The 24,034-nt window shown below is 60.5% G+C and carries 20 protein-coding genes and 1 pseudogene; 7 read left to right on the top strand and 14 right to left on the bottom strand.

Translation table 11 applies throughout. The annotated features are described in order from the left end of the window. Position 1: 1 nt before the first annotated feature. The 6 genes from aroK to hemE all read left to right on the top strand — a co-directional run bounded on the left by aroK (position 2) and on the right by hemE (position 10,936). The gene (gene aroK / locus PMI37_RS01325) at positions 2–520 is read left to right on the top strand and encodes a shikimate kinase AroK (RefSeq protein ID WP_045122915.1); all 519 of its coding nucleotides are present in this window, start codon (positions 2–4) and stop codon (positions 518–520) included. A gap of 152 nt (positions 521–672) precedes the next feature. Beyond that, entirely contained in the window at positions 673–1,773 is a 1,101-nt protein-coding gene (gene aroB / locus PMI37_RS01320) for a 3-dehydroquinate synthase (protein ID WP_008077246.1), read from the top strand. A 10-nt stretch (positions 1,774–1,783) separates the two neighbouring features. After that, positions 1,784–3,373: an AAA family ATPase gene (locus PMI37_RS01315; protein ID WP_008077245.1), complete on the top strand. Its 1,590-nt coding sequence runs from the start codon at positions 1,784–1,786 to the stop codon at positions 3,371–3,373. A 350-nt stretch (positions 3,374–3,723) separates the two neighbouring features. Beyond that, positions 3,724–8,169 carry a glutamate synthase large subunit gene (gltB, locus tag PMI37_RS01310; RefSeq protein ID WP_008077244.1) on the top strand — a complete coding sequence of 1,482 codons (4,446 nt, stop codon included), beginning with the start codon at positions 3,724–3,726 and terminating at the stop codon, positions 8,167–8,169. A 33-nt stretch (positions 8,170–8,202) separates the two neighbouring features. Continuing rightward, the gene (locus PMI37_RS01305) at positions 8,203–9,621 is read left to right on the top strand and encodes an FAD-dependent oxidoreductase (RefSeq protein ID WP_008077243.1); all 1,419 of its coding nucleotides are present in this window, start codon (positions 8,203–8,205) and stop codon (positions 9,619–9,621) included. 247 nt (positions 9,622–9,868) lie between these two features. After that, positions 9,869–10,936, top strand: a complete 1,068-nt coding sequence (hemE, locus tag PMI37_RS01300; protein WP_008077242.1) for a uroporphyrinogen decarboxylase — start codon at positions 9,869–9,871, stop codon at positions 10,934–10,936. A 57-nt stretch (positions 10,937–10,993) separates the two neighbouring features. Here hemE and PMI37_RS01295 read toward each other — a convergent pair whose 3' ends face one another. From PMI37_RS01295 to PMI37_RS01285, 3 genes are all read right to left on the bottom strand, one after another. Next, a complete protein-coding gene (locus tag PMI37_RS01295) occupies positions 10,994–11,638 on the bottom strand; it encodes a retron system putative HNH endonuclease (protein ID WP_008077241.1) in 645 nt (214 codons plus the stop codon). Beyond that, positions 11,635–12,906 carry an AAA family ATPase gene (locus PMI37_RS01290; protein ID WP_008077240.1) on the bottom strand — a complete coding sequence of 424 codons (1,272 nt, stop codon included), beginning with the start codon at positions 12,904–12,906 and terminating at the stop codon, positions 11,635–11,637. Before PMI37_RS01290 ends, PMI37_RS01295 begins: the two co-directional genes overlap by 4 nt. A gap of 78 nt (positions 12,907–12,984) precedes the next feature. Then, on the bottom strand, positions 12,985–14,262 hold the full coding sequence (locus PMI37_RS01285; RefSeq protein WP_008077239.1) for an MFS transporter: 1,278 nt from the start codon (positions 14,260–14,262) through the stop codon (positions 12,985–12,987). A gap of 118 nt (positions 14,263–14,380) precedes the next feature. On the opposite strand from PMI37_RS01285, the gene PMI37_RS01280 reads away from it, so the two are divergent. Then, complete coding sequence (locus tag PMI37_RS01280; protein ID WP_008077238.1) at positions 14,381–15,277, top strand: LysR family transcriptional regulator; 897 nt, start codon at positions 14,381–14,383, stop codon at positions 15,275–15,277. A gap of 53 nt (positions 15,278–15,330) precedes the next feature. Here PMI37_RS01280 and PMI37_RS01275 read toward each other — a convergent pair whose 3' ends face one another. From PMI37_RS01275 to PMI37_RS01225, 11 genes and pseudogenes are all read right to left on the bottom strand, one after another. Further along, positions 15,331–15,768 (bottom strand): hypothetical protein, encoded by a 438-nt coding sequence (locus PMI37_RS01275; protein ID WP_008077237.1) that lies wholly within the window; start codon positions 15,766–15,768, stop codon positions 15,331–15,333. A 159-nt stretch (positions 15,769–15,927) separates the two neighbouring features. Then, positions 15,928–16,371 (bottom strand): hypothetical protein, encoded by a 444-nt coding sequence (locus PMI37_RS01270; protein WP_008077235.1) that lies wholly within the window; start codon positions 16,369–16,371, stop codon positions 15,928–15,930. Between the two features lie 20 nt (positions 16,372–16,391). Next, positions 16,392–17,627, bottom strand: a complete 1,236-nt coding sequence (locus PMI37_RS01265) for a beta-ketoacyl-ACP synthase (RefSeq protein WP_008077234.1) — start codon at positions 17,625–17,627, stop codon at positions 16,392–16,394. Further along, positions 17,627–18,355 (bottom strand): 3-oxoacyl-ACP reductase FabG, encoded by a 729-nt coding sequence (fabG, locus tag PMI37_RS01260; RefSeq protein ID WP_008077232.1) that lies wholly within the window; start codon positions 18,353–18,355, stop codon positions 17,627–17,629. Before fabG ends, PMI37_RS01265 begins: the two co-directional genes overlap by 1 nt. After that, positions 18,348–18,812, bottom strand: a complete 465-nt coding sequence (locus PMI37_RS01255; protein WP_008077229.1) for a hotdog family protein — start codon at positions 18,810–18,812, stop codon at positions 18,348–18,350. Before PMI37_RS01255 ends, fabG begins: the two co-directional genes overlap by 8 nt. Continuing rightward, positions 18,809–20,005 (bottom strand): beta-ketoacyl-[acyl-carrier-protein] synthase family protein, encoded by a 1,197-nt coding sequence (locus tag PMI37_RS01250; protein WP_008077228.1) that lies wholly within the window; start codon positions 20,003–20,005, stop codon positions 18,809–18,811. Before PMI37_RS01250 ends, PMI37_RS01255 begins: the two co-directional genes overlap by 4 nt. Next, positions 20,002–20,616 (bottom strand): hypothetical protein, encoded by a 615-nt coding sequence (locus PMI37_RS01245; protein WP_008077226.1) that lies wholly within the window; start codon positions 20,614–20,616, stop codon positions 20,002–20,004. Before PMI37_RS01245 ends, PMI37_RS01250 begins: the two co-directional genes overlap by 4 nt. After that, complete coding sequence (locus PMI37_RS01240) at positions 20,616–21,341, bottom strand: class I SAM-dependent methyltransferase (RefSeq protein WP_008077224.1); 726 nt, start codon at positions 21,339–21,341, stop codon at positions 20,616–20,618. The genes PMI37_RS01245 and PMI37_RS01240 overlap by 1 nt, the downstream gene beginning before the upstream one ends. Next, positions 21,338–22,585 carry an NAD(P)/FAD-dependent oxidoreductase gene (locus PMI37_RS01235; RefSeq protein WP_008077219.1) on the bottom strand — a complete coding sequence of 416 codons (1,248 nt, stop codon included), beginning with the start codon at positions 22,583–22,585 and terminating at the stop codon, positions 21,338–21,340. The genes PMI37_RS01240 and PMI37_RS01235 overlap by 4 nt, the downstream gene beginning before the upstream one ends. Next, positions 22,572–23,735 carry a hypothetical protein gene (locus tag PMI37_RS01230; protein WP_008077217.1) on the bottom strand — a complete coding sequence of 388 codons (1,164 nt, stop codon included), beginning with the start codon at positions 23,733–23,735 and terminating at the stop codon, positions 22,572–22,574. The genes PMI37_RS01235 and PMI37_RS01230 overlap by 14 nt, the downstream gene beginning before the upstream one ends. After that, positions 23,732–24,034, bottom strand: a pseudogene (locus PMI37_RS01225) (hypothetical protein); the annotation flags it as partial. The pseudogene PMI37_RS01225 and the gene PMI37_RS01230, both read right to left, overlap by 4 nt.

Raw genomic sequence — 24,034 nt, 5'->3', positions numbered from 1 at the left:
TGTGCGAAATTTGATTCTTGTAGGACCGATGGGCGCTGGCAAAAGCACCATCGGCCGGTTGCTGGCCAAAGAGCTGCGCCTGCCGTTCAAAGATTCCGACAAGGAAATTGAACTGCGCACGGGCGCCAATATCCCGTGGATCTTCGACAAGGAAGGCGAGCCCGGCTTTCGTGACCGTGAGCAGGCGATGATTGCCGAGCTGTGCGCGTTCGATGGCGTGGTGTTGGCGACCGGCGGTGGTGCCGTCATGCGCGATGCCAATCGCAAGGCCCTGTATGAGGGTGGGCGCGTGGTGTATCTGCACGCCTCCGTCGAACAGCAGGTCGGCCGCACCTCGCGCGACCGCAACCGGCCGTTGCTGCGCACCGCCAATCCTGAAAAAACCCTGCGTGATTTGCTGGCGATCCGTGATCCGCTTTATCGGGAAATCGCCGATCTGGTGGTGGAAACCGACGAACGGCCGCCACGCATGGTGGTGCTCGACATTCTCGATCGTCTGGCGCAACTGCCGCCCCGTTAAAGCATCGCTCGAAATGCGCTATCCTCGGCGTCCTGTCACAGCCCGTCGAGGTTGTGGCGGATGGCGTGCGAGCGGCGTCATACCCGCTATAGGCCGCAGATAACCAATAATTCAGGGCAGGACGCCTGCTTCCATCTTCACTGTGGGGACACATGCAGACACTCAAGGTCGATCTAGGCGAGCGCAGCTACCCGATTCATATTGGCGAAGGTTTGTTGGATCAGCCTGAACTGCTGGCGCCGCATATCCACGGGCGGCAGGTGGCAATCATCTCCAACGAGACCGTTGCGCCGCTCTATCTTGAGCGTCTGACCCGCAGTCTTGCGCAGTTCTCGGTGATCTCGGTGGTGTTGCCGGACGGCGAAGCCTTCAAGAACTGGGAAACCCTGCAACTGATCTTCGACGGTCTGCTGACCGCCCGTCATGACCGCCGCACCACCGTGATCGCCCTCGGCGGCGGTGTGATCGGCGACATGGCCGGTTTCGCCGCCGCCTGTTACCAGCGCGGCGTCGATTTCATCCAGATTCCAACGACATTGCTGTCCCAGGTCGATTCGTCGGTGGGTGGCAAGACCGGCATCAATCATCCGCTGGGCAAGAACATGGTCGGCGCGTTCTATCAGCCGAACGTCGTGCTGATCGATACCGCGTCCCTGAAAACCCTGCCTGAGCGCGAACTCTCCGCCGGTCTGGCAGAAGTCATCAAATACGGCCTGATCTGCGATGAGCCGTTCCTGACCTGGCTCGAAGACAACGTCGACGCCCTGCGTGCGCTGGATCAGAAAGCCCTGACTTATGCCATCGAGCGTTCCTGCGCGGCCAAGGCTGCGGTGGTTGGCGCCGATGAGAAGGAAACCGGGGTACGCGCCACGCTGAATCTTGGCCACACCTTCGGCCACGCCATCGAGACCCACATGGGCTATGGTGTCTGGCTGCATGGCGAGGCGGTCGCGGCCGGTACCGTGATGGCGCTGGAAATGTCCGCGCGCCTGGGCTGGATCAGTGATGAGGAGCGCGATCGCGGCATCCGTCTGTTCCAGCGCGCCGGTCTGCCGGTGGTGCCGCCGGAAGAGATGAGCGAAGCCGATTTTCTCGAACACATGGCAATCGACAAAAAAGTGATCGACGGTCGTCTGCGCCTGGTGCTGCTGCGCCGGATGGGCGAAGCGGTAGTGACCGCCGATTATCCGAAAGAGGTTCTACAGGCCACGCTGGGAGCGGATTACCGCGCCCTGGCTCAGCTTAAAGGTTAATAAGATTCCGATGACTAGTTTGCATGCCGACGAGGCGTTCCTCGGCCATTTCCAGTTAAGTCACGACCCCTTCGCGCCACGCGTGCCGGGCTTCAAATTCTTCCCGGCCCAGCGCAAACCGGTGCTGGGTCAACTGCATCATCTGGCGCGTTACAGCCAGTTGCTGCTGGTGGTTACCGGCCCGCAAGGCAGTGGCAAGACTCTGTTGCGTCAGGCGCTGGTCGCCAGCACCAACAAGCAATCGGTGCAGAGCGTGGTGGTTTCCGCCCGTGGTGCCGGCGATGCTGCTGGCGTCCTGCGCCAAGTGGCTCAGGCGTTGAACGTGGCCCAGGCCGAGGTCGGTGCGATTCTGGATCAGGTAGTGCAGCTCGCGCTGACCGGCCAGGAAGTCTATCTGCTGGTGGATGACGCCGAGCAGCTCGACGAATCCGCTCTCGAAGCGTTGATGGCGCTGGGTGCCGGTGCACCGGAAGGTCGACCGCACGTATTCCTGTTCGGTGAGTCGTCGCTGATCGCTCAGCTCGAGGCTTTGCACCTCGAAGAGGAGCGCTTCCACGTCATCGAATTGCAGCCGTACACCGAAGAAGAAACCCGCGAATATCTCGACCAACGGCTCGAAGGTGCAGGCCGGGGTGTCGAACTTTTCACCGCGGATCAGATCTCTGATATTCACGAAAGTGCCGAGGGTTGGCCGGGCAACATCAACCAGGTCGCTCGCGATGCTCTGATCGAAGTCATGATTGCCAGCCGCTCTGCGGTCAAGCGTCCAAGTATGGGGTTCAACATGCCGAAGAAACACGTATTGGCGATTTCCGCCGTCGTTGTGGTCGCGGTCGCCGCCGCCTGGTTGATGCCGGGTCGCAACAAGGCGCCAACCACCGGCGCGCCGGCCAATGAACAGGCACAGTTGCCATTGGGCCAAGGTGCCAATGGCGCCGCGCCGAACGTCGAGTTCGCCGGCAATACGCAACCGATGCCGTTGCCGCTGGTCGGTAACTCGCAACCGGTCATGCGCGGCCCGCTGGCTGAAGCGGCTGGCGGTATCACTGAAGGCGACGACGGTGTGCCTCTGGAAGGCTCCAGCGCGACACCGCCTACCGTGACCACGTCGGCGCCTCCAGTGGGCGTCCCTGCCGGTCCTGCACCGACACCGGTTCCAGTTCCGGCGGCCAAACCAACTCCAGCGCCAACTCAGGTTGCCACTGCCAAGCCTGCTCCAGCCGCGCCAGCGGCAAAACCGGCTCCTGCGCCAGCCAAGCCAGTCGCCGCAGCCAAGCCTGCCGAGAAGCCAGTTACCGTCGCCAAAGCCGCCGGTGGCAGCTGGTACGCCGGTCAGCCAACCGGTAACTACGTGGTGCAGATCCTCGGCACCAGTTCCGAAGCGGCCGCGCAAAACTTCGTCAAGGAGCAGGGCGGCGAGTACCGTTATTTCAAGAAAGTCCTCAACGGCAAGCCGCTCTACGTGATCACCTACGGCAACTTCGCCAATCGTGATGCAGCCGTTTCTGCCATCAAGGCCTTGCCAGCGAAGGTTCAGGCTGGTAAACCTTGGCCTCGCACTGTCGCCAGCGTCCAACAGGAACTGGCAACAACTCGCTGAAGATTCGGCGGCCTTACCCAGGCCGCCTCTCCAAGCACCTCAAAATTTCTACGAGTGCGCGCCGCCTTCACAGGCCGCGTGCCTTGTGGTGTCTGCGTCATAGTAGTCTTTGAGTCGTTGCAGTCAGAATTAAAAAAGTTTTGACTAGCACAGCAGATCGCTTTAAACCTTTCACAAATGCGACATGAATTTGCGACATTTCGTCGTCAAATTTGTGAGCCTCTGTGTCGCTGTGTACAATGACCACCCTTTTGCCCCCGCTAAGCCGGCGTACGTTCGGCGCGGAATGCAAGTGGTTGAATTGAAAAGAAATTTGCCTCGAAAAGAGGCAGCCTGGTGAGAAAGTGTCTATGAAAGCAGGTCTGTACCAACCAGATGAATTCAAGGATAACTGCGGTTTCGGCCTGATAGCCCATATGCAGGGCGAACCCAGTCATACCCTTTTGACAACGGCCATCGAGGCCCTGACCTGCATGACCCACCGCGGTGGGATTAATGCCGACGGCAAGACCGGTGACGGTTGCGGTCTGCTGATTCAGAAGCCTGATGCGTTCCTGCGCGCGATTGCCCAGGAAACCTTCAGCGTCGAGCTGCCCAAGCAATATGCGGTGGGCATGGTTTTCTTCAACCAGGACCCGGTCAAGGCCGAAGCCGCTCGCGAGAACATGAACCGCGAGATCCTCGCTGAAGGCCTGCAGTTGATCGGCTGGCGCAAAGTGCCGATCGACACCAGCGTCCTCGGCCGCCTCGCTCTTGAGCGCCTGCCGCAGATCGAGCAGGTGTACATCGGCGGCGAAGGCCTGAGCGATCAGGACATGGCCGTGAAGCTGTTCAGTGCGCGTCGTCGTTCGTCGGTGGCCAACGCCGTCGACTCCGACCACTACATCTGCAGCTTTTCGCACAAGACCATCATCTATAAAGGCCTGATGATGCCGGCCGATCTGGCCGCGTTCTATCCAGACCTGAGTGACGAGCGCCTGCAAACCGCGATCTGCGTGTTCCACCAGCGCTTCTCCACCAACACTCTGCCGAAATGGCCGCTGGCGCAGCCATTCCGCTTCCTCGCCCACAACGGCGAGATCAACACCATCACCGGTAACCGCAACTGGGCACAGGCCCGTCGGACCAAGTTCACCAACGATCTGATGGATCTGGAAGAGCTCGGCCCGCTGGTCAACCGTGTCGGTTCCGACTCTTCCAGCATGGACAACATGCTCGAGCTGATGGTCACCGGTGGCATCGACCTGTTCCGTGGCGTGCGGATGATCATTCCGCCAGCGTGGCAGAACGTCGAAACCATGGACCCGGATCTGCGTGCGTTCTACGAGTACAACTCGATGCACATGGAGCCGTGGGACGGCCCGGCCGGCGTGGTCATGACCGACGGTCGCTACGCGGTATGCCTGCTCGACCGTAACGGTCTGCGCCCGGCACGCTGGGTCACTACCACCAATGGTTTCATCACTGTCGCTTCGGAAATCGGCGTCTGGAATTACCAGCCTGAAGACGTGATCGCCAAGGGCCGTGTCGGCCCGGGTCAGATCCTCGCCGTGGACACCGAAACCGGGCAGATCCTCGACACCGACGCGATCGACAACCGTCTGAAGTCCCGTCATCCGTACAAGCAATGGCTGCGCAAGAATGCCCTGCGCATTCAGGCGACCATGGAAGACAACGATCACGGTTCGGCTTTTTACGACGTCGATCAGCTCAAGCAATACATGAAGATGTATCAGGTCACGTTCGAGGAGCGCGATCAGGTACTGCGTCCGCTCGGCGAACAAGGCTACGAAGCCGTTGGCTCGATGGGCGACGACACGCCGATGGCCGTGCTGTCGCAGCGCGTGCGCACGCCGTACGACTATTTCCGCCAGCAGTTCGCGCAGGTCACCAACCCGCCGATCGACCCGCTGCGTGAAGCGATCGTGATGTCGCTGGAAATCTGCCTCGGTGCCGAGCGCAACATTTTCCAGGAGTCGCCGGAACACGCCTCGCGTGTGATCCTCAGCTCGCCAGTGATTTCGCCGGCCAAGTGGCGCTCGCTGATGAACCTTGACCGCCCGGGTTTCGAGCGGCAGATCATCGACCTCAACTACGACGAAAGCGTTGGCCTCGAAGCGGCGATCCGCAATGTGGCCGATCAGGCTGAAGAAGCCGTGCGCGCCGGTCGCACCCAGATCGTCCTGAGCGACCGCCATATCGCCCCGGGCAAGCTGCCGATCCACGCCTCGCTGGCGACCGGTGCCGTGCACCACCGCCTGACCGAAAAAGGCCTGCGTTGCGATTCCAACATCCTTGTTGAAACCGCGACCGCCCGTGACCCGCATCACTTTGCGGTGCTGATCGGTTTCGGCGCCTCGGCGGTTTATCCGTTCCTGGCCTACGAAGTGCTGGGCGACCTGATCCGTACCGGTGAAGTGCTGGGCGACCTCTATGAGGTGTTCAAGAACTACCGCAAAGGCATCACCAAAGGTCTGCTGAAGATCCTCTCGAAGATGGGCATTTCGACCATCGCTTCGTACCGTGGTGCGCAGCTGTTCGAAGCCATCGGCCTGTCCGAAGAAGTCTGCGACCTGAGCTTTCGTGGCGTGCCGAGTCGCATCAAGGGTGCGCGTTTCGTCGACATCGAAGCCGAGCAGAAAGCACTCGCCAGCGAAGCCTGGAGTCCGCGCAAGCCGATCCAGCAGGGCGGTCTGCTGAAGTTCGTCCACGGTGGCGAATATCACGCGTACAACCCGGACGTGGTCAACACCCTGCAAGCCGCCGTGCAGCAGGGCGACTACGCCAAGTTCAAGGAATACACCTCGCTGGTGGACAACCGTCCGGTGTCGATGATCCGCGACCTGTTCAAGGTCAAGACCCTCGACACGCCGCTGGACATCAGTGAAATCGAGCCGCTGGAATCGGTGCTCAAGCGCTTCGACTCCGCCGGTATCTCGCTGGGCGCCTTGTCGCCGGAAGCTCACGAAGCCCTGGCCGAAGCCATGAACCGCCTCGGTGCGCGTTCCAACTCCGGCGAAGGTGGTGAGGATCCAGCACGTTACGGCACCATCAAGAGCTCGAAAATCAAGCAGGTTGCGACTGGCCGTTTCGGTGTAACCCCGGAGTATCTGGTCAACGCCGAAGTGCTGCAGATCAAGGTCGCGCAAGGCGCCAAGCCGGGCGAGGGCGGGCAACTGCCGGGCGGTAAAGTGAACGGTCTGATCGCCAAGCTGCGTTACGCAGTGCCGGGCGTAACCCTGATTTCGCCACCGCCGCACCACGACATTTATTCGATCGAAGACTTGTCGCAGCTGATTTTCGACCTGAAACAGGTCAACCCGAAAGCACTGGTTTCGGTGAAGCTGGTGGCTGAAGCAGGCGTCGGCACCATCGCCGCCGGTGTGGCCAAGGCTTATGCGGACTTGATCACTATCTCCGGCTACGACGGAGGCACCGGTGCTTCGCCGCTGACCTCGATCAAATACGCTGGCGCACCGTGGGAACTCGGCCTCGCCGAAACCCACCAGACCCTGCGTGGCAACGACCTGCGCGGCAAAGTTCGGGTGCAGACCGACGGCGGCCTGAAAACCGGCCTCGACGTGATCAAGGCAGCCATTCTCGGCGCTGAAAGCTTCGGCTTCGGTACTGCGCCGATGATCGCGCTGGGCTGCAAATACCTGCGCATCTGCCACTTGAACAACTGCGCCACCGGCGTCGCCACTCAGAACGAGAAGCTGCGCAAGGATCACTACATCGGTACCGTCGACATGGTGGTGAACTTCTTCACCTACGTCGCCGAAGAAACCCGTGAGTGGCTGGCCAAGCTCGGCGTGCGCTCCCTCGAAGAGCTAATCGGTCGTACCGATCTGCTGGAAATCCTCGAAGGCCAGACCGCCAAGCAGCATCACCTGGACCTGACGCCGCTGTTGGGCAGCGATCACATCCCGGCGGACAAGCCGCAGTTCTGCGGCGTTGAGCGCAACCCGCCGTTCGACAAAGGCCTGCTGGCCGAGAAAATGCTCGAGATGGCCTCGTCGGCGATCAACGACATGAGCGGCGCCGAGTTCGATCTGGACATCTGCAACTGCGACCGTTCGATCGGCGCGCGGATCTCCGGCGAAATCGCGCGCAAGCACGGCAACCAGGGCATGGCGAAAGCGCCGATCACCTTCCGCTTCAAAGGCACTGCCGGTCAGAGCTTCGGCGTGTGGAACGCCGGCGGTCTGAACCTGTACCTGGAAGGCGACGCCAACGACTACGTCGGCAAAGGCATGACCGGTGGCAAGCTGACCATCGTGCCGCCGAAGGGCAGCGTTTATAAGACTCAGGAAAGCGCCATCATCGGCAATACCTGCCTGTACGGCGCCACCGGCGGCAAGCTGTTCGCCGCCGGCACCGCAGGCGAGCGTTTTGCCGTGCGTAACTCCGGTGCCCACACGGTTGTGGAAGGCACTGGCGATCACTGCTGTGAGTACATGACCGGTGGTTTTGTCTGCGTTCTGGGCAAGACCGGTTACAACTTCGGCTCTGGCATGACCGGTGGTTTCGCCTACGTGCTCGATCAGGACAACACCTTCGTTGACCGGGTCAACCACGAACTGGTGGAAATCCAGCGGATCAGCGGCGAGGCGATGGAAGCCTATCGCAGCCACCTGCAAAACGTGCTGAACGAGTACGTCGCGGAAACCGACAGCGAGTGGGGTCGTGAACTCGCCGAAAACCTCGATGACTATCTGCGCCGTTTCTGGCTGGTCAAGCCCAAGGCTGCCAACCTGAAATCGTTGCTTTCCAGCACTCGTGCCAACCCGCAGTGATATGCGCCTGAAGAGTTTGATGAGGTTTTAACAATGGCTGAACGTCTGAATAACGACTTCCAGTTCATCGATGTCGGGCGCAAAGATCCGAAGAAGAAACTGTTGCGTCAACGCAAGAAAGAGTTCGTCGAAATCTACGAACCGTTCAAACCCCAGCAGTCGGCCGATCAGGCCCACCGCTGCCTGGGTTGCGGCAACCCGTATTGCGAATGGAAGTGCCCGGTGCACAACTTCATTCCCAACTGGTTGAAGCTGGTGGCCGAGGGCAACATCCTTCAGGCCGCCGAGCTGTCGCACCAGACCAACACCTTGCCGGAAGTCTGCGGCAGGGTTTGCCCCCAGGATCGTCTGTGCGAGGGTGCCTGCACCCTTAACGACGGCTTCGGCGCGGTGACCATCGGTTCGGTCGAGAAGTACATCACCGACACCGCGTTCGCCATGGGCTGGCGCCCGGACATGTCCAAGGTCAAACCGACCGGCAAACGTGTCGCGATCATCGGCGCAGGCCCGGCGGGTCTGGGTTGTGCCGACGTGTTGGTACGCGGCGGCGTGACCCCGGTGGTGTTCGACAAGAATCCGGAAATTGGTGGTTTGCTGACCTTCGGCATCCCCGAGTTCAAGCTGGAAAAGACCGTGCTGAGCAATCGTCGCGAAGTCTTTACTGGCATGGGCATCGAGTTCCGTTTGAACACCGAAGTCGGCAAAGACGTGACCATGGAACAACTGCTCGGCGAATACGATGCGGTGTTCATGGGCATGGGCACCTACACCTACATGAAGGGCGGTTTTGCCGGTGAGGATCTGCCGGGCGTTTATGACGCGCTGGACTTCCTGATTGCCAACGTCAATCGCAACCTGGGCTTCGAAAAGTCGCCGGAAGATTTCGTCGACATGAAAGGCAAGAAGGTTGTGGTACTCGGCGGCGGCGACACCGCGATGGACTGCAACCGCACGTCGATCCGTCAGGGCGCCAAATCGGTGACCTGCGCTTATCGTCGTGACGAAGCGAACATGCCCGGCTCGCGCAAAGAGGTGAAGAACGCCAAGGAAGAAGGCGTGAAATTCCTCTACAACCGCCAGCCGATCGCCATCGTCGGTGAAGACAAGGTCGAAGGCGTCAAAGTGGTCGAGACCCGTCTTGGCGAGCCGGACGCCCGTGGCCGGCGCAGCCCTGAGCCGATCCCGGGTTCCGAAGAGATCATCCCGGCCGACGCTGTGGTTATCGCCTTCGGTTTCCGCCCGAGCCCGGCGCCGTGGTTCGAACAGTTCGAGATCCAGACCGACAGCCAGGGCCGCGTCGTTGCGCCTGAGCAGGGTCAGTACAAGCACCAGACCAGCAACCCGAAAATCTTCGCCGGTGGCGACATGGTGCGCGGTTCCGACCTGGTGGTGACGGCGATCTTCGAAGGCCGCAATGCTGCCGAAGGGATCCTTGATTACCTGGGCGTCTAAACCCGTCTAGCTGACTGCAATGCAATACCTGTGGGAGCTGGCTTGCCAGCGATGCAGACACCTCGGTTTGTCAGGCAAACCGAGGTGATGCTATCGCTGGCAAGCCAGCTCCCACAGTTGTTTGTGGTGTTGCGAAGATCTGTATTTATAACGATAAATTGACCCGATAGACAAAAGGCTGACCTGCATCCGTGCCTTTTGCGTCGCGCTCTGAGAAAATGCCCGCACTTTTTTTCCGGATGCCGACATGACTGCCCTGAAGAACGACCGTTTCCTCCGCGCCCTGCTCAAGCAACCCGTTGACGTCACCCCGGTGTGGATGATGCGCCAGGCCGGCCGCTACCTGCCGGAATACCGCGCCAGCCGCGCCCAGGCCGGTGATTTCATGAGCCTGTGCATGAATCCGGAATTCGCCTGCGAAGTCACGATGCAACCGCTCGACCGCTATCCACAACTGGACGCGGCGATCCTGTTTTCCGACATCCTCACCATCCCCGATGCCATGGGCCAGGGCCTGTACTTCGAGACCGGTGAAGGTCCGCGCTTCAAGAAAGTCGTCAGCACCCTCGCTGACATCGAAGCGTTGCCAATCCCTGATCCGCACAAAGACCTCGGCTACGTGATGGATGCGGTCAGCACCATCCGTCGCGAGCTCAACGGGCGTGTACCGTTGATCGGTTTCTCCGGCAGCCCGTGGACCCTGGCGACCTACATGGTCGAAGGCGGCTCGTCGAAAGACTTCCGCAAGACCAAAGCGATGCTCTACGACAACCCGCAAGCCATGCACCTGCTGCTGGATAAACTGGCGCAGTCGGTGACCTCGTACCTCAACGGCCAGATCATGGCCGGCGCGCAAGCGGTGCAGATCTTCGACACCTGGGGCGGCAACCTGTCGGCGGCGGCGTATCAGGAGTTTTCGCTGGCCTACATGAAGAAAATCGTCAGCGGCCTGATCCGCGAACACGACGGTCGCAAAGTGCCGGTAATCCTCTTCACCAAAAACGGCGGCCTGTGGCTGGAAAGCATCGCCGAGGCTGGTGCCGACGCATTGGGCCTGGACTGGACCTGCGACATCGGCAACGCCCGCGCCCGCGTTGGCGACAAGGTTGCCCTGCAAGGCAACATGGACCCGACCGTGCTCTACGCCAAACCGGAAGCGATCCGCACCGAAGTCGGGCGTATTCTGGCCAGCTACGGCAAGGGCAGCGGTCACGTGTTCAACCTTGGCCATGGCATCACGCCTGAGGTTGATCCGGAACATGCCGGTGCGTTTTTGCGCGCAGTACATGAGCTGTCGGCGCAGTATCACGAGTGATCGCCACACAGTAAAAAACGCCCGGCTAAATGCCGGGCGTTTTTGTTTGCGATAACTTTAGTGATCGAGAAGTTGTTCGGCGAAGCGCGCAATGATGTGGTCGAAGGGCTTTTGATCTGAAACTCTGGCAGCTCGAATCACACTGACGAGACGGGCAAGGTCTTCATTGCTGGCACTAGTAATGAACTCATCATCGAACAGCCTACGGATCGTGTCTCGACGCCGATTGGTGAGATAGGCAATGTCGAGTGCCAGTACTTCAATCATCTTGGCTGCGGGCAGGTCAGCAGAATCTGCTGGTTGTATTTCGCCATTCTGAAGGTATCTGAAGCGCAATTCGCATTGCTCATTCAGAGGAGAAATATGTAACGTCTCTTCGAACCAGTTTCCTTTGCGATGTCCACAATGCAGCGGATTGCCGGGCTTGGTTTCGCGCAGACAGGAAGCGAAGAGATTCTGATAGTTCAGTGCTAAATCTTCGAAGTCTTCCTGAGGCCTGAAGTGTTCGATGTGGCTGGTGGCCGCTTCTATCTCTCTACCGCAGTAGCAACAAAGAAAACCTTGCTCCTGTAAAAGGGCTGCGTGCAGATATCTCTTTTGCGGGTTCTGCAGGGTTGGATATGTCGGAGCCCAGTCATCGTTCGCCGAGCTTTTCCAATCCGTAAATGAAGCAGGTTCAGTTCCTTTGAGCACTCGCTTCATTTGCCGAGGATCTCCTTGCGCCTGATCAAGGCTTCAGCCCCTGCGAATTCTGGAAGGTCAGGTGCTTTTTTCTTTAACGCGGCGAGTTGCGATTTTGCCTTTTTCAGATCGTTGTCTTCCAAGGTTGAAAAGAGCTCCGAAAGCAGACTCTCAATCTCGGGTTCACGCTGGTTAACACCCATGACTTCTTCGAGCACACTGCTCGAGTCCAGACCATAGGTCACCCGCGGATGGGAGGGATCGCCATTGTTCAGAACAATGACCTCTTGAGGTTTCAGGCTACCAATGATTTGCGGGGAATGGCTCGCGGCAATGAACTGGACTTTGGGGAATGCCTGTCTCAGTGCGGGCACAATGCTGCGTTGCCAGGCGGGATGCAGGTGGATATCCAGTTCGTCGATGATCACCACGCCAGAAGTATTTTTCAGAACGTCCTTACCCATGTGGGGGTTGAGAATGCACATGCGGCGGGCGATGTCGGCAATGAGGGCAATCAGGCCCCGCTGACCGTCGCTCAACTCGTTGAATGGTATGACTAAACCACTTCCGAAGTTTACCAAAATGCTACGCAGGGGCAGATCGTAATAAAGTCCGGTTGAGTCAGGTAGAGCGCATTTGATCGCTGCATTAATCCATGTCAACTCATCATCGAAAATCGACATAATCCCCGAGGACCGATGGATTGATTGCAACTGCTCTAAGGTTTTACCGATGATCCAGCTTTCAAAATCTTGAATGTCAGCCGCACAATCGTGCCAGTTTTTATATCCGTCGAGCCTGGAAGTTTTCTGAGTAGCTGAGTACTCGGCAGAGACGTTAGTTACCGACCATCTTCTGTTACCTCGATAAAAGGCAAGAAGCGGTAAATCAGCGTTCTTGCCTTGATTTAAACCATCCACGTATTCCCTTACCGCTTCCACAAGTGAAGAGTCGCCGTAAGTGATTTCGTCTGCGAGGAGTCTGGTTAATAACCATGTTCGAGGGCCAAAAATATCACCATTTGCCTTCAGCGTTACTGGGTACTTGCGCTCGAATCGAACTCGTCCAGCATAGTTATCGATGACAAACCGAGCATCGCTTTCGCTGAGAGAATTGTTGTAGAAACCCATGCAAGCCGGCACGTCTACAAAGCTTGCAGCCACCGCCTGCAACAACGAAGTCTTCCCGCTCCCATTAACCCCCACCACCAGATTGAACCCAGGCTGGAAGTCGAACGTAGCATCTTCGTAGCAACGAAAATTTTGTATGTGGAGACGGTCCAGGCGCATTCTGGCTTCCCTTTACCAAAGCAGACGAATGCCGTCAGTGTACCTTGGCCCGTGATTACCGCTAGGGCGCAGTTGTCGCTAAACCTTTGCGCCCCCTGGGAGAGGCGGCAACTTCGCCAGCTTCAACGCCACCAGCAGCGCGATCAGCAACAACGAACCGATAAACAAACCAATCCCGTTCCACCCGCCCAGATGCCAGAACACCCCGCCCGCCGTGCCGGCAATACTCGACCCGGCGTAATAGCTGAACAGGTATAACGACGACGCCTGCCCTTTGGCCTTGGTCGCGCGCCGACCGATCCAGCTGCTCGCCACCGAATGCGCGCCGAAGAAGCCAAAGGTGAAAATCAACATGCCGACAATCACCAGCAACAGCGGCGTAAACATCGTCAGGGCAAGGCCGGCGAACATCAGCGCTATGGTCGCCCACAACACTTTGCGGCGCCCCAGCTTGTCCGCCAGCGAACCAATTTTCGCCGAGCTGTAGATCCCGGACAGATACACAACCGACAGCAAGCCCACAAACACCTGATCGAGGTTGTACGGCGTGGCCAGCAAGCGATAGCCGATGTAGTTGAACAGCGTGACAAACGCGCCCATCAGCACGAACGCTTCTAGAAACAGCAGCGGCAGACCGGCATCGCGAAAGTGCATGGTGAAGCCGTCGAGCAAGCTGCGCGGATGCAGCGAACGCGAGCGGAAGTTGCGTGATTCCGGCAGGATCTTCCAGAACACTGCCGCGGCAATCATCGCCAGACCGCCAATCACCAGCATCGCCGTGTGCCAGCTGACAAAGTCGATCAGCACGCCGGTGATCAAGCGCCCGCTCATCCCGCCAATCGCGTTGCCGCCGATGTACAAACCCATAGCCAGGCCGATGTGTTGCGGGTGAATCTCCTCACTCAGATAAGTCATTGCCACCGCTGCCAGCCCGCTCAACGACAGCCCGATCAGCGCGCGCATGATCAGCACGCCGTGCCAGCTCGGCATCATCGCGCTGGCCATGGTGCACAGCGCCGCCGCGAACAAAGCGGCAACCATCACCGGTTTGCGCCCGACCCGATCGGAAATCGGCCCGGTGATCAGCAGGCCGATGGCGAGCATGCCGGTGGCCACCGAGAGGATCAGGCTGCTCTGCGCGGCGTTGATCCCATATTCGTGGGACAGCAACGGCATCATCGGCTGCACGCAATACAACAGCGCGAACGTCGCGAAGCCGCCGCTGAACAGCGCCAGCACCGAGCGCATGAACATCGGCGTGCCTTTTTCGATGTAGATCTCTTGCAGTTCGGCGACGACATCGTCCACCGCAGCAGGCGGTACTTCATGGGCTAGGGGCGCAACAGCAGTTTTCACTTCAGACCTCGGAGGGCACGGCCGGGCAGGCAATGAAAAAATCATATAGCTGGCTAATGTTTCTATCCAATATATTGTTCGACCTGTTTGAGAGCTTTTACGACCTAATGGGGTTTCCATGGAATTGCGTCATCTGCGCTACTTCATCGCCGTCGCCGAAGAACTGCACTTCGGCCGCGCCGCTCAGGTGCTGGGCATCTCCCAGCCGCCGCTGAGCCAGCAGATTCAGGCGCTGGAGCAAGAAGTCGGCGCGCGATTGTTCGAGCGGACCAATCGTCGGGTCGAGTTGAGCGAGGCTGGCCGATTGTTTCTCGAAGAGGCGCGATTGGTGCTGGCGCAGGTTGATAAAGCGGCGGATGTGGCCCGGCGTGCGCAACTCGGTGAACTGGGTGAGTTGAAGATCGGCTTTACCTCCTCGGCACCGTTCAACTCGACCATTCCGCAGGCAATTTTTGCCTTTCGCCAACGCTTTCCAGCGGTGCACCTGAACCTGCGCGAGATGAGCAGCACGATGGTCGCCGATGCCTTGGTTGATCAGTCGATCGAGGTGGGGATCATGCGCCCGCTGGGATTGCCGGATTCGTTGAGCGTGGTCGAGTTGATGCGTGAGCCGCTGGTCGCGGTGCTCGGTTCCAAGCATCCGCTGGCGCAGGGCTCGGAAGAGGGATTGTTTCTGGCGGCGCTGGCGCATGAGCCGTTTGTGTTCTTTCCGCGCAGTTACGGCAGCGGTTTGTATGCGCAATTGCTCAGCCTGGCCCGCGACGCCGGGTTCAGTCCGCATTTCGCGCAAGAGGCCGGCGAGGCGATGACCATTATCGGCCTGGTGGCAGCGGGGTTGGGCGTGTCGGTGATGCCGGCGTCGTATCAGCGGATGCGCATCGATGGCGTGGTCTATCGGCCATTGCTCGATCCAGAAGCGATGACGGCGGTGTGGCTGGTGCAGCGCAAGGATCAGAAGTCGCCGATGGCCAAGGCGTTTGTTGACCTGCTCACGCGCAAGGTCGAGTCCGCCTAAAAGATCGCAGCCCTGTAGGAGCTGCCGCAGGCTGCGATCTTTTGATCTCGCCGTTATGGCAACCGCACCAAATCCCCCTTCAACGCCACCCGCGTGACAAAAATCCCCGCCCGGCATTCGTACGTATTGAGATCCTTGCGCACATGCTGGTCGTAATAACTGACGAGATTGACCACTGCATTCGCCCCGACCCGTTTGGCGTCCGCCTGCAACTTGATCAGGTTCGACTGCAACACCCACTCGCAGGAATCATGATCACTCTTGTTGAAACCATTGGTACCCAGATCACTGATCACCTCCCGGCGCAGCAACTGCTGAGTCCCCTGCGGCCCATTGCCGGCCAGATAAAACTTCACACTGCCATCCAGCCGCCCGGCCCGCAGCGCGTCCGACACGACGGTTTCGAACGGCATGTACATGAGGTTGGTGGCATGGCTGGCGCCCGGTAACAGAGCGAAAAGCGTGGCGGCGATCAGAGCTTTCACTTGCATGGTCATCTCCTTGACGGTGAAAGAGAAGCGCGAGTGGTCGAGCGATCAGGCTCGCAGTTCTGCCAGGCCGTTGATGGCCGGCTTCAGCGAGTGTAGATGCTGCTTGATCAGCGCAAATGAAAAGGGCGCCGAATGGGCGCCCTTTGTCGTTTCTGGCGGTTACTGAACCTTGGCCAGATCACCCTTCAACGCAACACCGGCCATGATCGCGCCGGCGTGGCATTCGTAGGTCTGCGCGTCCTTGCGCTCGTTGCTCTTGTAGAAGCTGACGATGTTGGTCACGGCATTGGCGCCGGCGCTTTTTGCGGCCTGGTGCAGGCTGATGATGGCCGACTGTGCAACCCATTGGCAGGCTTCGGCGTCGGACTTGTTGAAGGCGTTGGTCTTCTTGTTGGTCACGGCGCCGGGGCTGATGACGCTGACTTTCCCGGCCGGGGTGTTGCCGGCCAGGTAGAACTTGACGCTGCCATCGATTTTTCCGGAACGCGTGGCTTCGGCGACGGCTTTGTCGAACGGCAGGTAAACCGCCGTGTCACGGGCCTGGCTGACGGTCGGCAGGGCGCAGAGCAGCAGGGTGGCGACAGCGAGTTTCTTGAAGTGCATGGAGGTCTCCTTGACCCGGATTAATTCGGTTGCGGCCAGCGGCGGAAAATCAACGAGGTGTTGACGCCACCAAAAGCAAAATTGTTGTTCATCACGTAGTCGTGGTGCATCTGGCGAAATTCGCCGCGCAGGTAATCGAGTTTGCCGCAGTGCGGGTCGACCTCGTCGAGGTTGAACGTGTGCACGTACTGGTCGCTGTTGAGCATTTCGATGCTGAACCACGATTCCAGCGCTCCGCAGGCACCAAGGGTGTGGCCGAGGAAGCTTTTCTGCGAGCTGATCGGCATGCGCTCGCCGAACAGGCTGCTGGTCGCCAGTGTTTCGGCAATGTCGCCCTGTTCTGTAGCGGTGCCGTGACCGTTGACGTAGCCGATCGCGTCCGCCGTCAGCCCGGCGTCTTCCAGCGCCAGCTCCATCGCGCGGCGCATGGTCACTTGCTCCGGGCGGGTGGTGTGCTGGCCGTCGGCGTTGCTGCCGAAACCGACGATCTCGGCGTGGATGTGCGCACCGCGGGCGAGGGCGTGTTCGAGCTCTTCGAGGACCAGCATGCCGCCACCTTCACCGATCACCAGACCATCGCGGCCCTTGTCGTACGGGCGCGGGCTGGTCTGCGGCGCATCGTTTTTCAGGCTGGTGGCGTACAGCGCGTCGAAGACCATGGCTTCGGTCGGGCAGAGCTCTTCGGCACCGCCGGCGAGCATCAACGGCAGGCGCCCGAACTTGATCGCCTCGTAGGCATAACCGATGCCCTGGCTGCCGCTGGTGCAGGCGCTGGACGTCGGAATCAGGCGCCCGGTGAGGCCGAAGAAGATGCTGATATTCGCAGCGGTGGTGTGCGGCATCATCCGTACGTACGAGTTGGCGTTAAGCCCCTCGGCCACCGAGTTGAGCAGCATGTTGCCGAAGGCCTTGATCTCGTCGGTGCTGCCGGTGGACGAGCCGCAGGCCACGCCCATGCGCCCGTCCTTGATCGATTCATCGCCGAGCAAACCGGCATCGGCGAGGGCTTTTTCCGCCGCGCCGACCGCCAGCCGTGACACCCGGCCCATGCTGCGCAGTTGTTTGCGCGTCCAGTGCGCGGGCACGACAAAATCATCGATCGGCCCGGCCAGGCGCGTATTGAGTTCGCTGAAGCGATCCCACTCGTCCATCCGGCGGATGCCGCTGCGGTTGGCGGCGAAATTGCCGGCGATGGTCTGCCAGTCACTGCCCAGCGAAGTGATGCCGGCCATGCCGGTGACGACGACGCGCTTCATCAGCACAAGCCTCCGTTGACCGCCAGGACCTGGCGGGTGATGTACGAGGCTTCCGCCGACATCAGGAAATTCACCGCACTGGCCACCTCTTCAGGTGTGCCCATGCGTTGCGCGGGGATCATTTTCATCAGTTCTTCCACCGGCACGTTTTCGTCGAGCATTGCGGTGTCGATCAGACCGGGCGCGACGCAGTTAACGGTGATTTTGCGCTTGCCCAGCTCGATCGCCAACGCCTTTGCCGCGCCGATCACGCCGGCCTTCGAGGCGCTGTAGTTGACCTGGCCACGGTTGCCGATCAACCCCGAGACGGAAGTGATGCAGACAATGCGACCGGCGGCGCGACGACGGATCATCGGCATCATCACCGGGTGCAGGACGTTGTAGAAACCGTCGAGGTTGGTGCGCAGCACCACGTCCCAGTCGTCATCGCTCAGCGCGGGGAATGCGCCGTCGCGGGTCAGCCCGGCGTTCAACACCACGCCGTAATAGGCGCCATGGGTTTCGACGTCGGCTTCCAGAATGCTTTTGCAGGTTGCACGGTCGGCAACGTCGAATTGCAGGATGCGCGCCTGGCGCCCCAGCGCTTGGATTTCAGCCTGCACCGCTTGCGCCTCAGTCACGCCGCTGCGGCAATGCAGGACAATGTCGTGGCCGGCTTGCGCCAGGCGCAGGGCAATGGCGCGGCCGATGCCACGGCTGGAGCCGGTGACCAGTACGGATTCAGTCATCGTTCGACTCCTTTTTTTGCACAAGATAATCAGCCGCTTCAGGCGGACGGAACACATTCAACCGGGCAGTCGCTGCGATGCCGGGGGCGTTGATATGGCATTCGAAAACGCCCATGCCGTTGTCGTCTTCCAGTGAGCGGATGCCATGAATGGTCAGCTCGCTGCCCACGGGAAACGCGGCGACGTTGCACTCGAACTTGCGTGTGCCGAGCAGGAAACCCAACTCCACCGCATTGCCTTTCTGGCGGGCGTGGCAACCGGCGAAGGCGGCGACGCTTTGCGCCATCAGCTCGACGCCGACCCAGGCCGGCAGACTGCCGTCGGGCAGGTTGAACAGGCCGTCAGGCTTGACGGTGAGCCGGGTGAAAATCTGCTCATCGTCGAAACTGAGGATCGTATCGATCAGGATTATGTCGCCGGCGTGGGGCAGCAGTTCGGCGAGCGGCCAATCGGTCATGGGGCGTCTCCGATAATCAGGCTGACGTTGTTGCCGCCGAAGGCAAACGAGTTGCTCATCAGGTAGCGGGGTGCAATGGACGACAGGCGTTGGCTCGCGGTCACCCATTTCAGCGGTGGCAGAGCGGGGTCTGCCTGGCCGTCCCAGACGTGCGGCGGCAAGGCGTGATCGATGTTGTCGGCGCTCAGGCTCAGCCAGCAGAACGCCGCTTCCAGCGCGCCGGCCGCACCGAGGGTATGACCGGTCAGCGGTTTGGTCGAGGAGCAGGCGACGCCGTCGGGGAACAGCGCGGCCACCGCCAGGCTTTCCATGGCGTCGTTGTGTTGGGTGGCCGTGCCGTGCAGGTTCAGATAGTCGATCTGATCGGCCTGCAGTCGGGCGCGGCCCAGGGCTTTTTGCATCGCTTGCAGGGCGCCGCGACCGCTCGGCTCCGGAGCGGAAATGTGATGCGCATCGGAGCTGGCGCCCGCGCCGAGCAGGGCGATGGCCGGGCCGTCGCCTTGCTGTTTGCTCATCAGAAACAGCACGGCCGCCTCGCCGATGTTGATGCCGTTGCGATTGGCCGAGAACGGATTGCAGCGCTCGTCCGATACCGCCTCCAGCGACGAGAAACCGTTGAGCGTCAGTTTGCACAAGCTGTCGACGCCGCCGCACAGCACCGCGTCGCACAGGCCCAGATCGAGCAGGCGCTGGGCGCTCATCAGTGCGCGAGCGCTGGAGGTGCACGCGGTGGAAATCACGTAGGTCGGCCCGCTCAGTTGCAGCCAGTCGGCGAGGAAGTTGGCCGGGGCGCCGAGTTCCTGTTGTCGATAGTCGTACTCGGCCGGGAATTGCTGTTCGCGAATGAAATGCGCCAGGCCACGGCTGGCTTCGTCGATCCCCGAGGTGCTGGTGCCAAGCACCACGCCGATACGTTCGCGGCCATACATGTGGATCGCCTGGTCGATGTCATCGCGAATCTGCAACGCGGCTTCGAGCAACAGCTGATTGTTGCGACTGCTTTGCTCTGCGAGTTGCGGAGGAATCGGCGCCAGCTCACCCCGCACCGCCGCCACAGGCAATTCACGCTCCGGCACCCAGCCAGGCTCGCGACGCATGCCCGAGCAGTCGCCGGCAAACAGATGGCGTGCGACTTGCGACTTGTCGCGACCCAGCGAGCAGATCACGCCGAGGGCATTCAGGTAAGCAGTCATGGCGTCGATTCACTCAGCGGAGAAACGCGATAGTGCGGGCCTTGGGGCAGGTTCAATTCGAAGCTCGACGGTTGTGCATAACGCACGTTCCAACGTGCTGGCAGGGAGCGTTGCTGACCCTGTTGCACGGCCGCAGGATAGTTGCGCAACAGCTCGCCCGACGGCGTCAGCGCGAACAGCAGCGCGGCAAACAATTCCCGGGCCTCCGGGTTTGGCGGCAGCAGACCATCGGCCTGCCACTGCCTGTCGATCAATTGCTGACGCGCCAGGGGAATGCCCAGCGGGTCCATCATCGACCAGCGAATGCCGGGGCCTTCGCGCTGGATCACCAATAGCCAGTCCTGGCGTTGCCCGGCTTGCTCGCGCTCGATGTGCAGTTGCAGGGGTAGGGGCAATGTCGGGTTGCCTGCTGGCAATGGCGCGTGACTGGCGCAGGCACTCAATAAAAGCACTATGCAAAACACAAAAAGTCGCCACACCCTGGACCCTGTGGGAGCTGGCTTGCCAGCGATGGCGGCGGCACATCGAGCATTGGGGTTGACTGATACACCCCAATCGCTGGCAAGCCAGCTCCCACAAGGTTCCAGGTGTGCAGGTTGACGGTGTTGCATCAGATAGCGCCCTCAAGCGGCTTGCGCGCCACGACGTTGACCAACGTCTCTTCGCGCTGCCCAAACGGCTTCGGCTTGCGCAATCCAGACCGCTCCAGCAAGCCAAAATCCTTCGACCGGCTCCACCACAGATACGGGTACGAGACGTTCTGCTCGGCAAACTCGAAACCCTGCCCGCGAATCATCTCAAGGTACTGCGCGGCACTCTTCTGCACGTGCATCGGATGGCGGAACAACCAGCGAATTACCCAGGTATCAATGTAAGCCTCGGTGGACTCGGCGAACAGCAGATAACCGCCGGGTTTGAGTACGCGATAAAACTCGGCCAGCGCTTGTTCCTGCTCGACCAGATGATGAAAGGTCTGGTGACAGAACAGCAGGTCAACGCTGGCGTCCGCGACATTGAGTGTCGCGCAATCGCTGCCGATCAGTTCGACGTCCAGGCCCTGACGCGCCGCTTCTTCGCCGCTCAGTACAAGGCTGTGTGGATCGGCGTCAACGCCGATCAGGCGTTGCGGGGCAAAGGTCTGGCGCAGATGAGCGAACGACTTGCCCTGGCCGCAACCGGCGTCGAGCAGCACCGGATGCTCCGGCAGCGCTTCGCTGAACAGCCCGCGCAAGTCATTGATCGCCACGCGTAACACATGGTGCTGCCAGGTATGGCTGCGCAGGAACCAGAAGCCGAAACGGGTTTCCTCGACGTAGCTGTCGCTCAAGTAATTCATGTGGCGTCCTTTGCACAGAGTTCGGAAATCATCTTCAAGCGACGGCGCGCTTCGCTGACAAACGGGTTGCGCTCATCCCAGGCGTAACCGGCGAGGATCGAGCAGATCATCCGGCGAATCTCGGCCTGGCTGTCCTCGTAGAAAATCACGTCCTGAAAGGTGCCCGCGTACCAGCCTTCGACGTAGCAGCGGAACGTGTCGACGCCGCGCTTCAGCGGCTCGGCGAACTCGCTCTGCCAATCGACCGTTTCGCCTTGCAACTGCCGATGCAGTACCGCCGCCGCCATGCTCGCCGAACGCATGGCGATGGTCACACCGGAGGAGAACACCGGGTCGAGGAATTCCGCGGCGTTGCCCAGCAGTGCGAAACCCGGGCCATGCAAGGTTTTGACGTTGGCTGCGTAGCCGCCGAGGGTGCGCGCCGGGGTGTCCCACACGGCGTTGTTCAGCACGCCGGCGAGGCTTGGGGTTTCGGCAATGAAGCTGCGCAGGCAGGCGTCGAGGTCGGCATCGCGACCGGCAAAATGCTCGGCGGCAGCGACCACGCCTACCGAGCAACGACCGTTGCTGAACGGGATCGTCCAGAACCAGACATCACGATGCTCCGGATGGGTGGTGACGAGGATTTTTTCGCGGTCGAACGCCGGGTGGTCGATGTGATCTTCGACGTGGGTGAACACCGCTTGGCGCACCGGGAAGTTCGACGGTGCTTCCAGATCGAGCAGGCGCGACAGCACGCGACCGTAACCGCTGGCATCCAACACGAAATCCGCTTCAACGCGGTATTCGCTACCGTCTTCGCGGCGCACGTCGAGGCGCGGTTTTGTCCGGTCGAAATCGACGCTGACGATGGCATCGCCATAACGAATCTCGGCGCCTTGCAGGGCGGCTTGATCCGCCAGCAGCTTGTCGAAATCGGCGCGCTGCACCTGGAAAGTACTCGGCTTGCCTTCGCTGAAGGTGTCGCTGAAATCGAACGCACTGTAGCGCTCGCCCCAGGCGAACGCAGCACCGGTCTTGCGCTGGAAACCGGCGGCATTGACGGCCTCGAGCATGCCGGCCTCCTCGACGAAATCCAGGCAATGGCTGAGCAGGCTTTCACCAATGGAAAAGCGCGGAAAGTGCTGGCGTTCAATCACCAGTACATCGTGGCCCTTGCGCTTGAGCAATGCAGCAGCGATAGCGCCGGAGGGGCCTGCGCCGATGATCACGACCTGACGGGATTCCATTTCAACGATTGGCACGCGAGCTCCGGGGCAAATGATGTTCAAGGTTAAGCGGGGCGCGATGCAGGCCGATCACGGCCGGCAACAGCGTTGCGATCAGACCCATCAGCATCAGCGCGAAATACAGCGCCGGGGTGATGAGTTGTTGTTGCAGCAATAAATTCAGAAAGACGATTTCGCTCAGGCCACGGATGTTCAGCAGCACGCTTTCGCGCCAGCGGCTGGCGCCCTCGAACGAGGCGCCGGCCCAACCGAGGCCGAGCCAGTTGCCGAGCAGTTTACTGGCGATCGGCAACAGCAGCAGCGCCGCCCATTGCAGTGCGCCGAGGCTGGCGAGGGCGCCGTGCACATCGATCTGGACGATGCCGAAAGTGAGGATCAGCGGGATCGCGATCCACGTCTGCAAACGGCTCATCCAGCGCGCCGGCAACGGCAGCACCAGCGGCACTTTCAGCGCGGCCATGCACAGCAGATAGCCGACGCCGAAGATCAACGCATTGAGCTTGTAATGCTCGGCCATCACCAGCAGGGCGAAAAAACCGAGGCTGTAGGTCAGCGGCCGGCGCACCCCGACCACACGCAGCAACAGCGGCACGCACGCGAGCCCCAGCGGCAGCAACAGACTACTCAGGTGCAAACTGCCCTGAGCGAGGCCGAACACGGTCCAGCAGGTGAGGTCGATCAGGATCGCTGTCTGCACCAGCCGTCGGGTTGCGGCGGGCGGGTAGTCGATATGGCGCAGATACAGGTACAGCACCGGGATCGCGGTAATCGCGAACACGAGGCCGATCGCCAGCGAGTTCAGCCACGGTTGCGCCGGCAACAGCCAGGCCGCGACGGCGACACCGCAGGCAAACGGCACGGCGAAACTCGGCAGCGCGATTTTCACGCTCTGGCGATCCAGGCGCAGGTCAATCACGTCACTGAGGATATGCCCGAGCAGCACGGCAAAACTCAGGCTGTAGAGGTTTTTCAACCAGTCTGGCGCGATCAGGGCAGCGCCGCTGAGCTGCCAGCCCGGCTCGATCCAGAAATACATCAACAGCGGCAGGCCGAAGCTCGCCAGCAGCAACTGGCTGACAATCGGGATCAGACCGAAGTGGCGACCGACACGGGTGGCCACGGCAAACAACGCCAAGGCCAGTAACCAGAACGCAACGACCATCATGTTGCCGACTCGGTGGCGCTGACGGCGTGTGGCTGGCGTCCGGCCCACGGCGCGAGCATGAAGCTGAAGGCCAGGCCGAGGCTGACCGACAAGCCGAAGTTGCTCACTGCCGGCGTGCTCGAAACCGCCAGCAGACCAAACGACAACCATGTCGTCAGCGCTGCCAGCAAGGTGCCCAGCAGACTGACCGCCGCGCCGCCGACCTGTTCGCGCATGAGGATGGCGTAATCGACGCTGATCGCCGTCACCAGCAGCAGGCCGAACAGGCTGAACAGGGTCAGCGGCTGGCCGAGCCAGCC

It is taken from the genome of Pseudomonas sp. GM80, from assembly GCF_000282515.1.
Classification (GTDB): domain Bacteria; phylum Pseudomonadota; class Gammaproteobacteria; order Pseudomonadales; family Pseudomonadaceae; genus Aquipseudomonas.
This window is presented reverse-complemented; position numbering and strand designations above follow the sequence as displayed.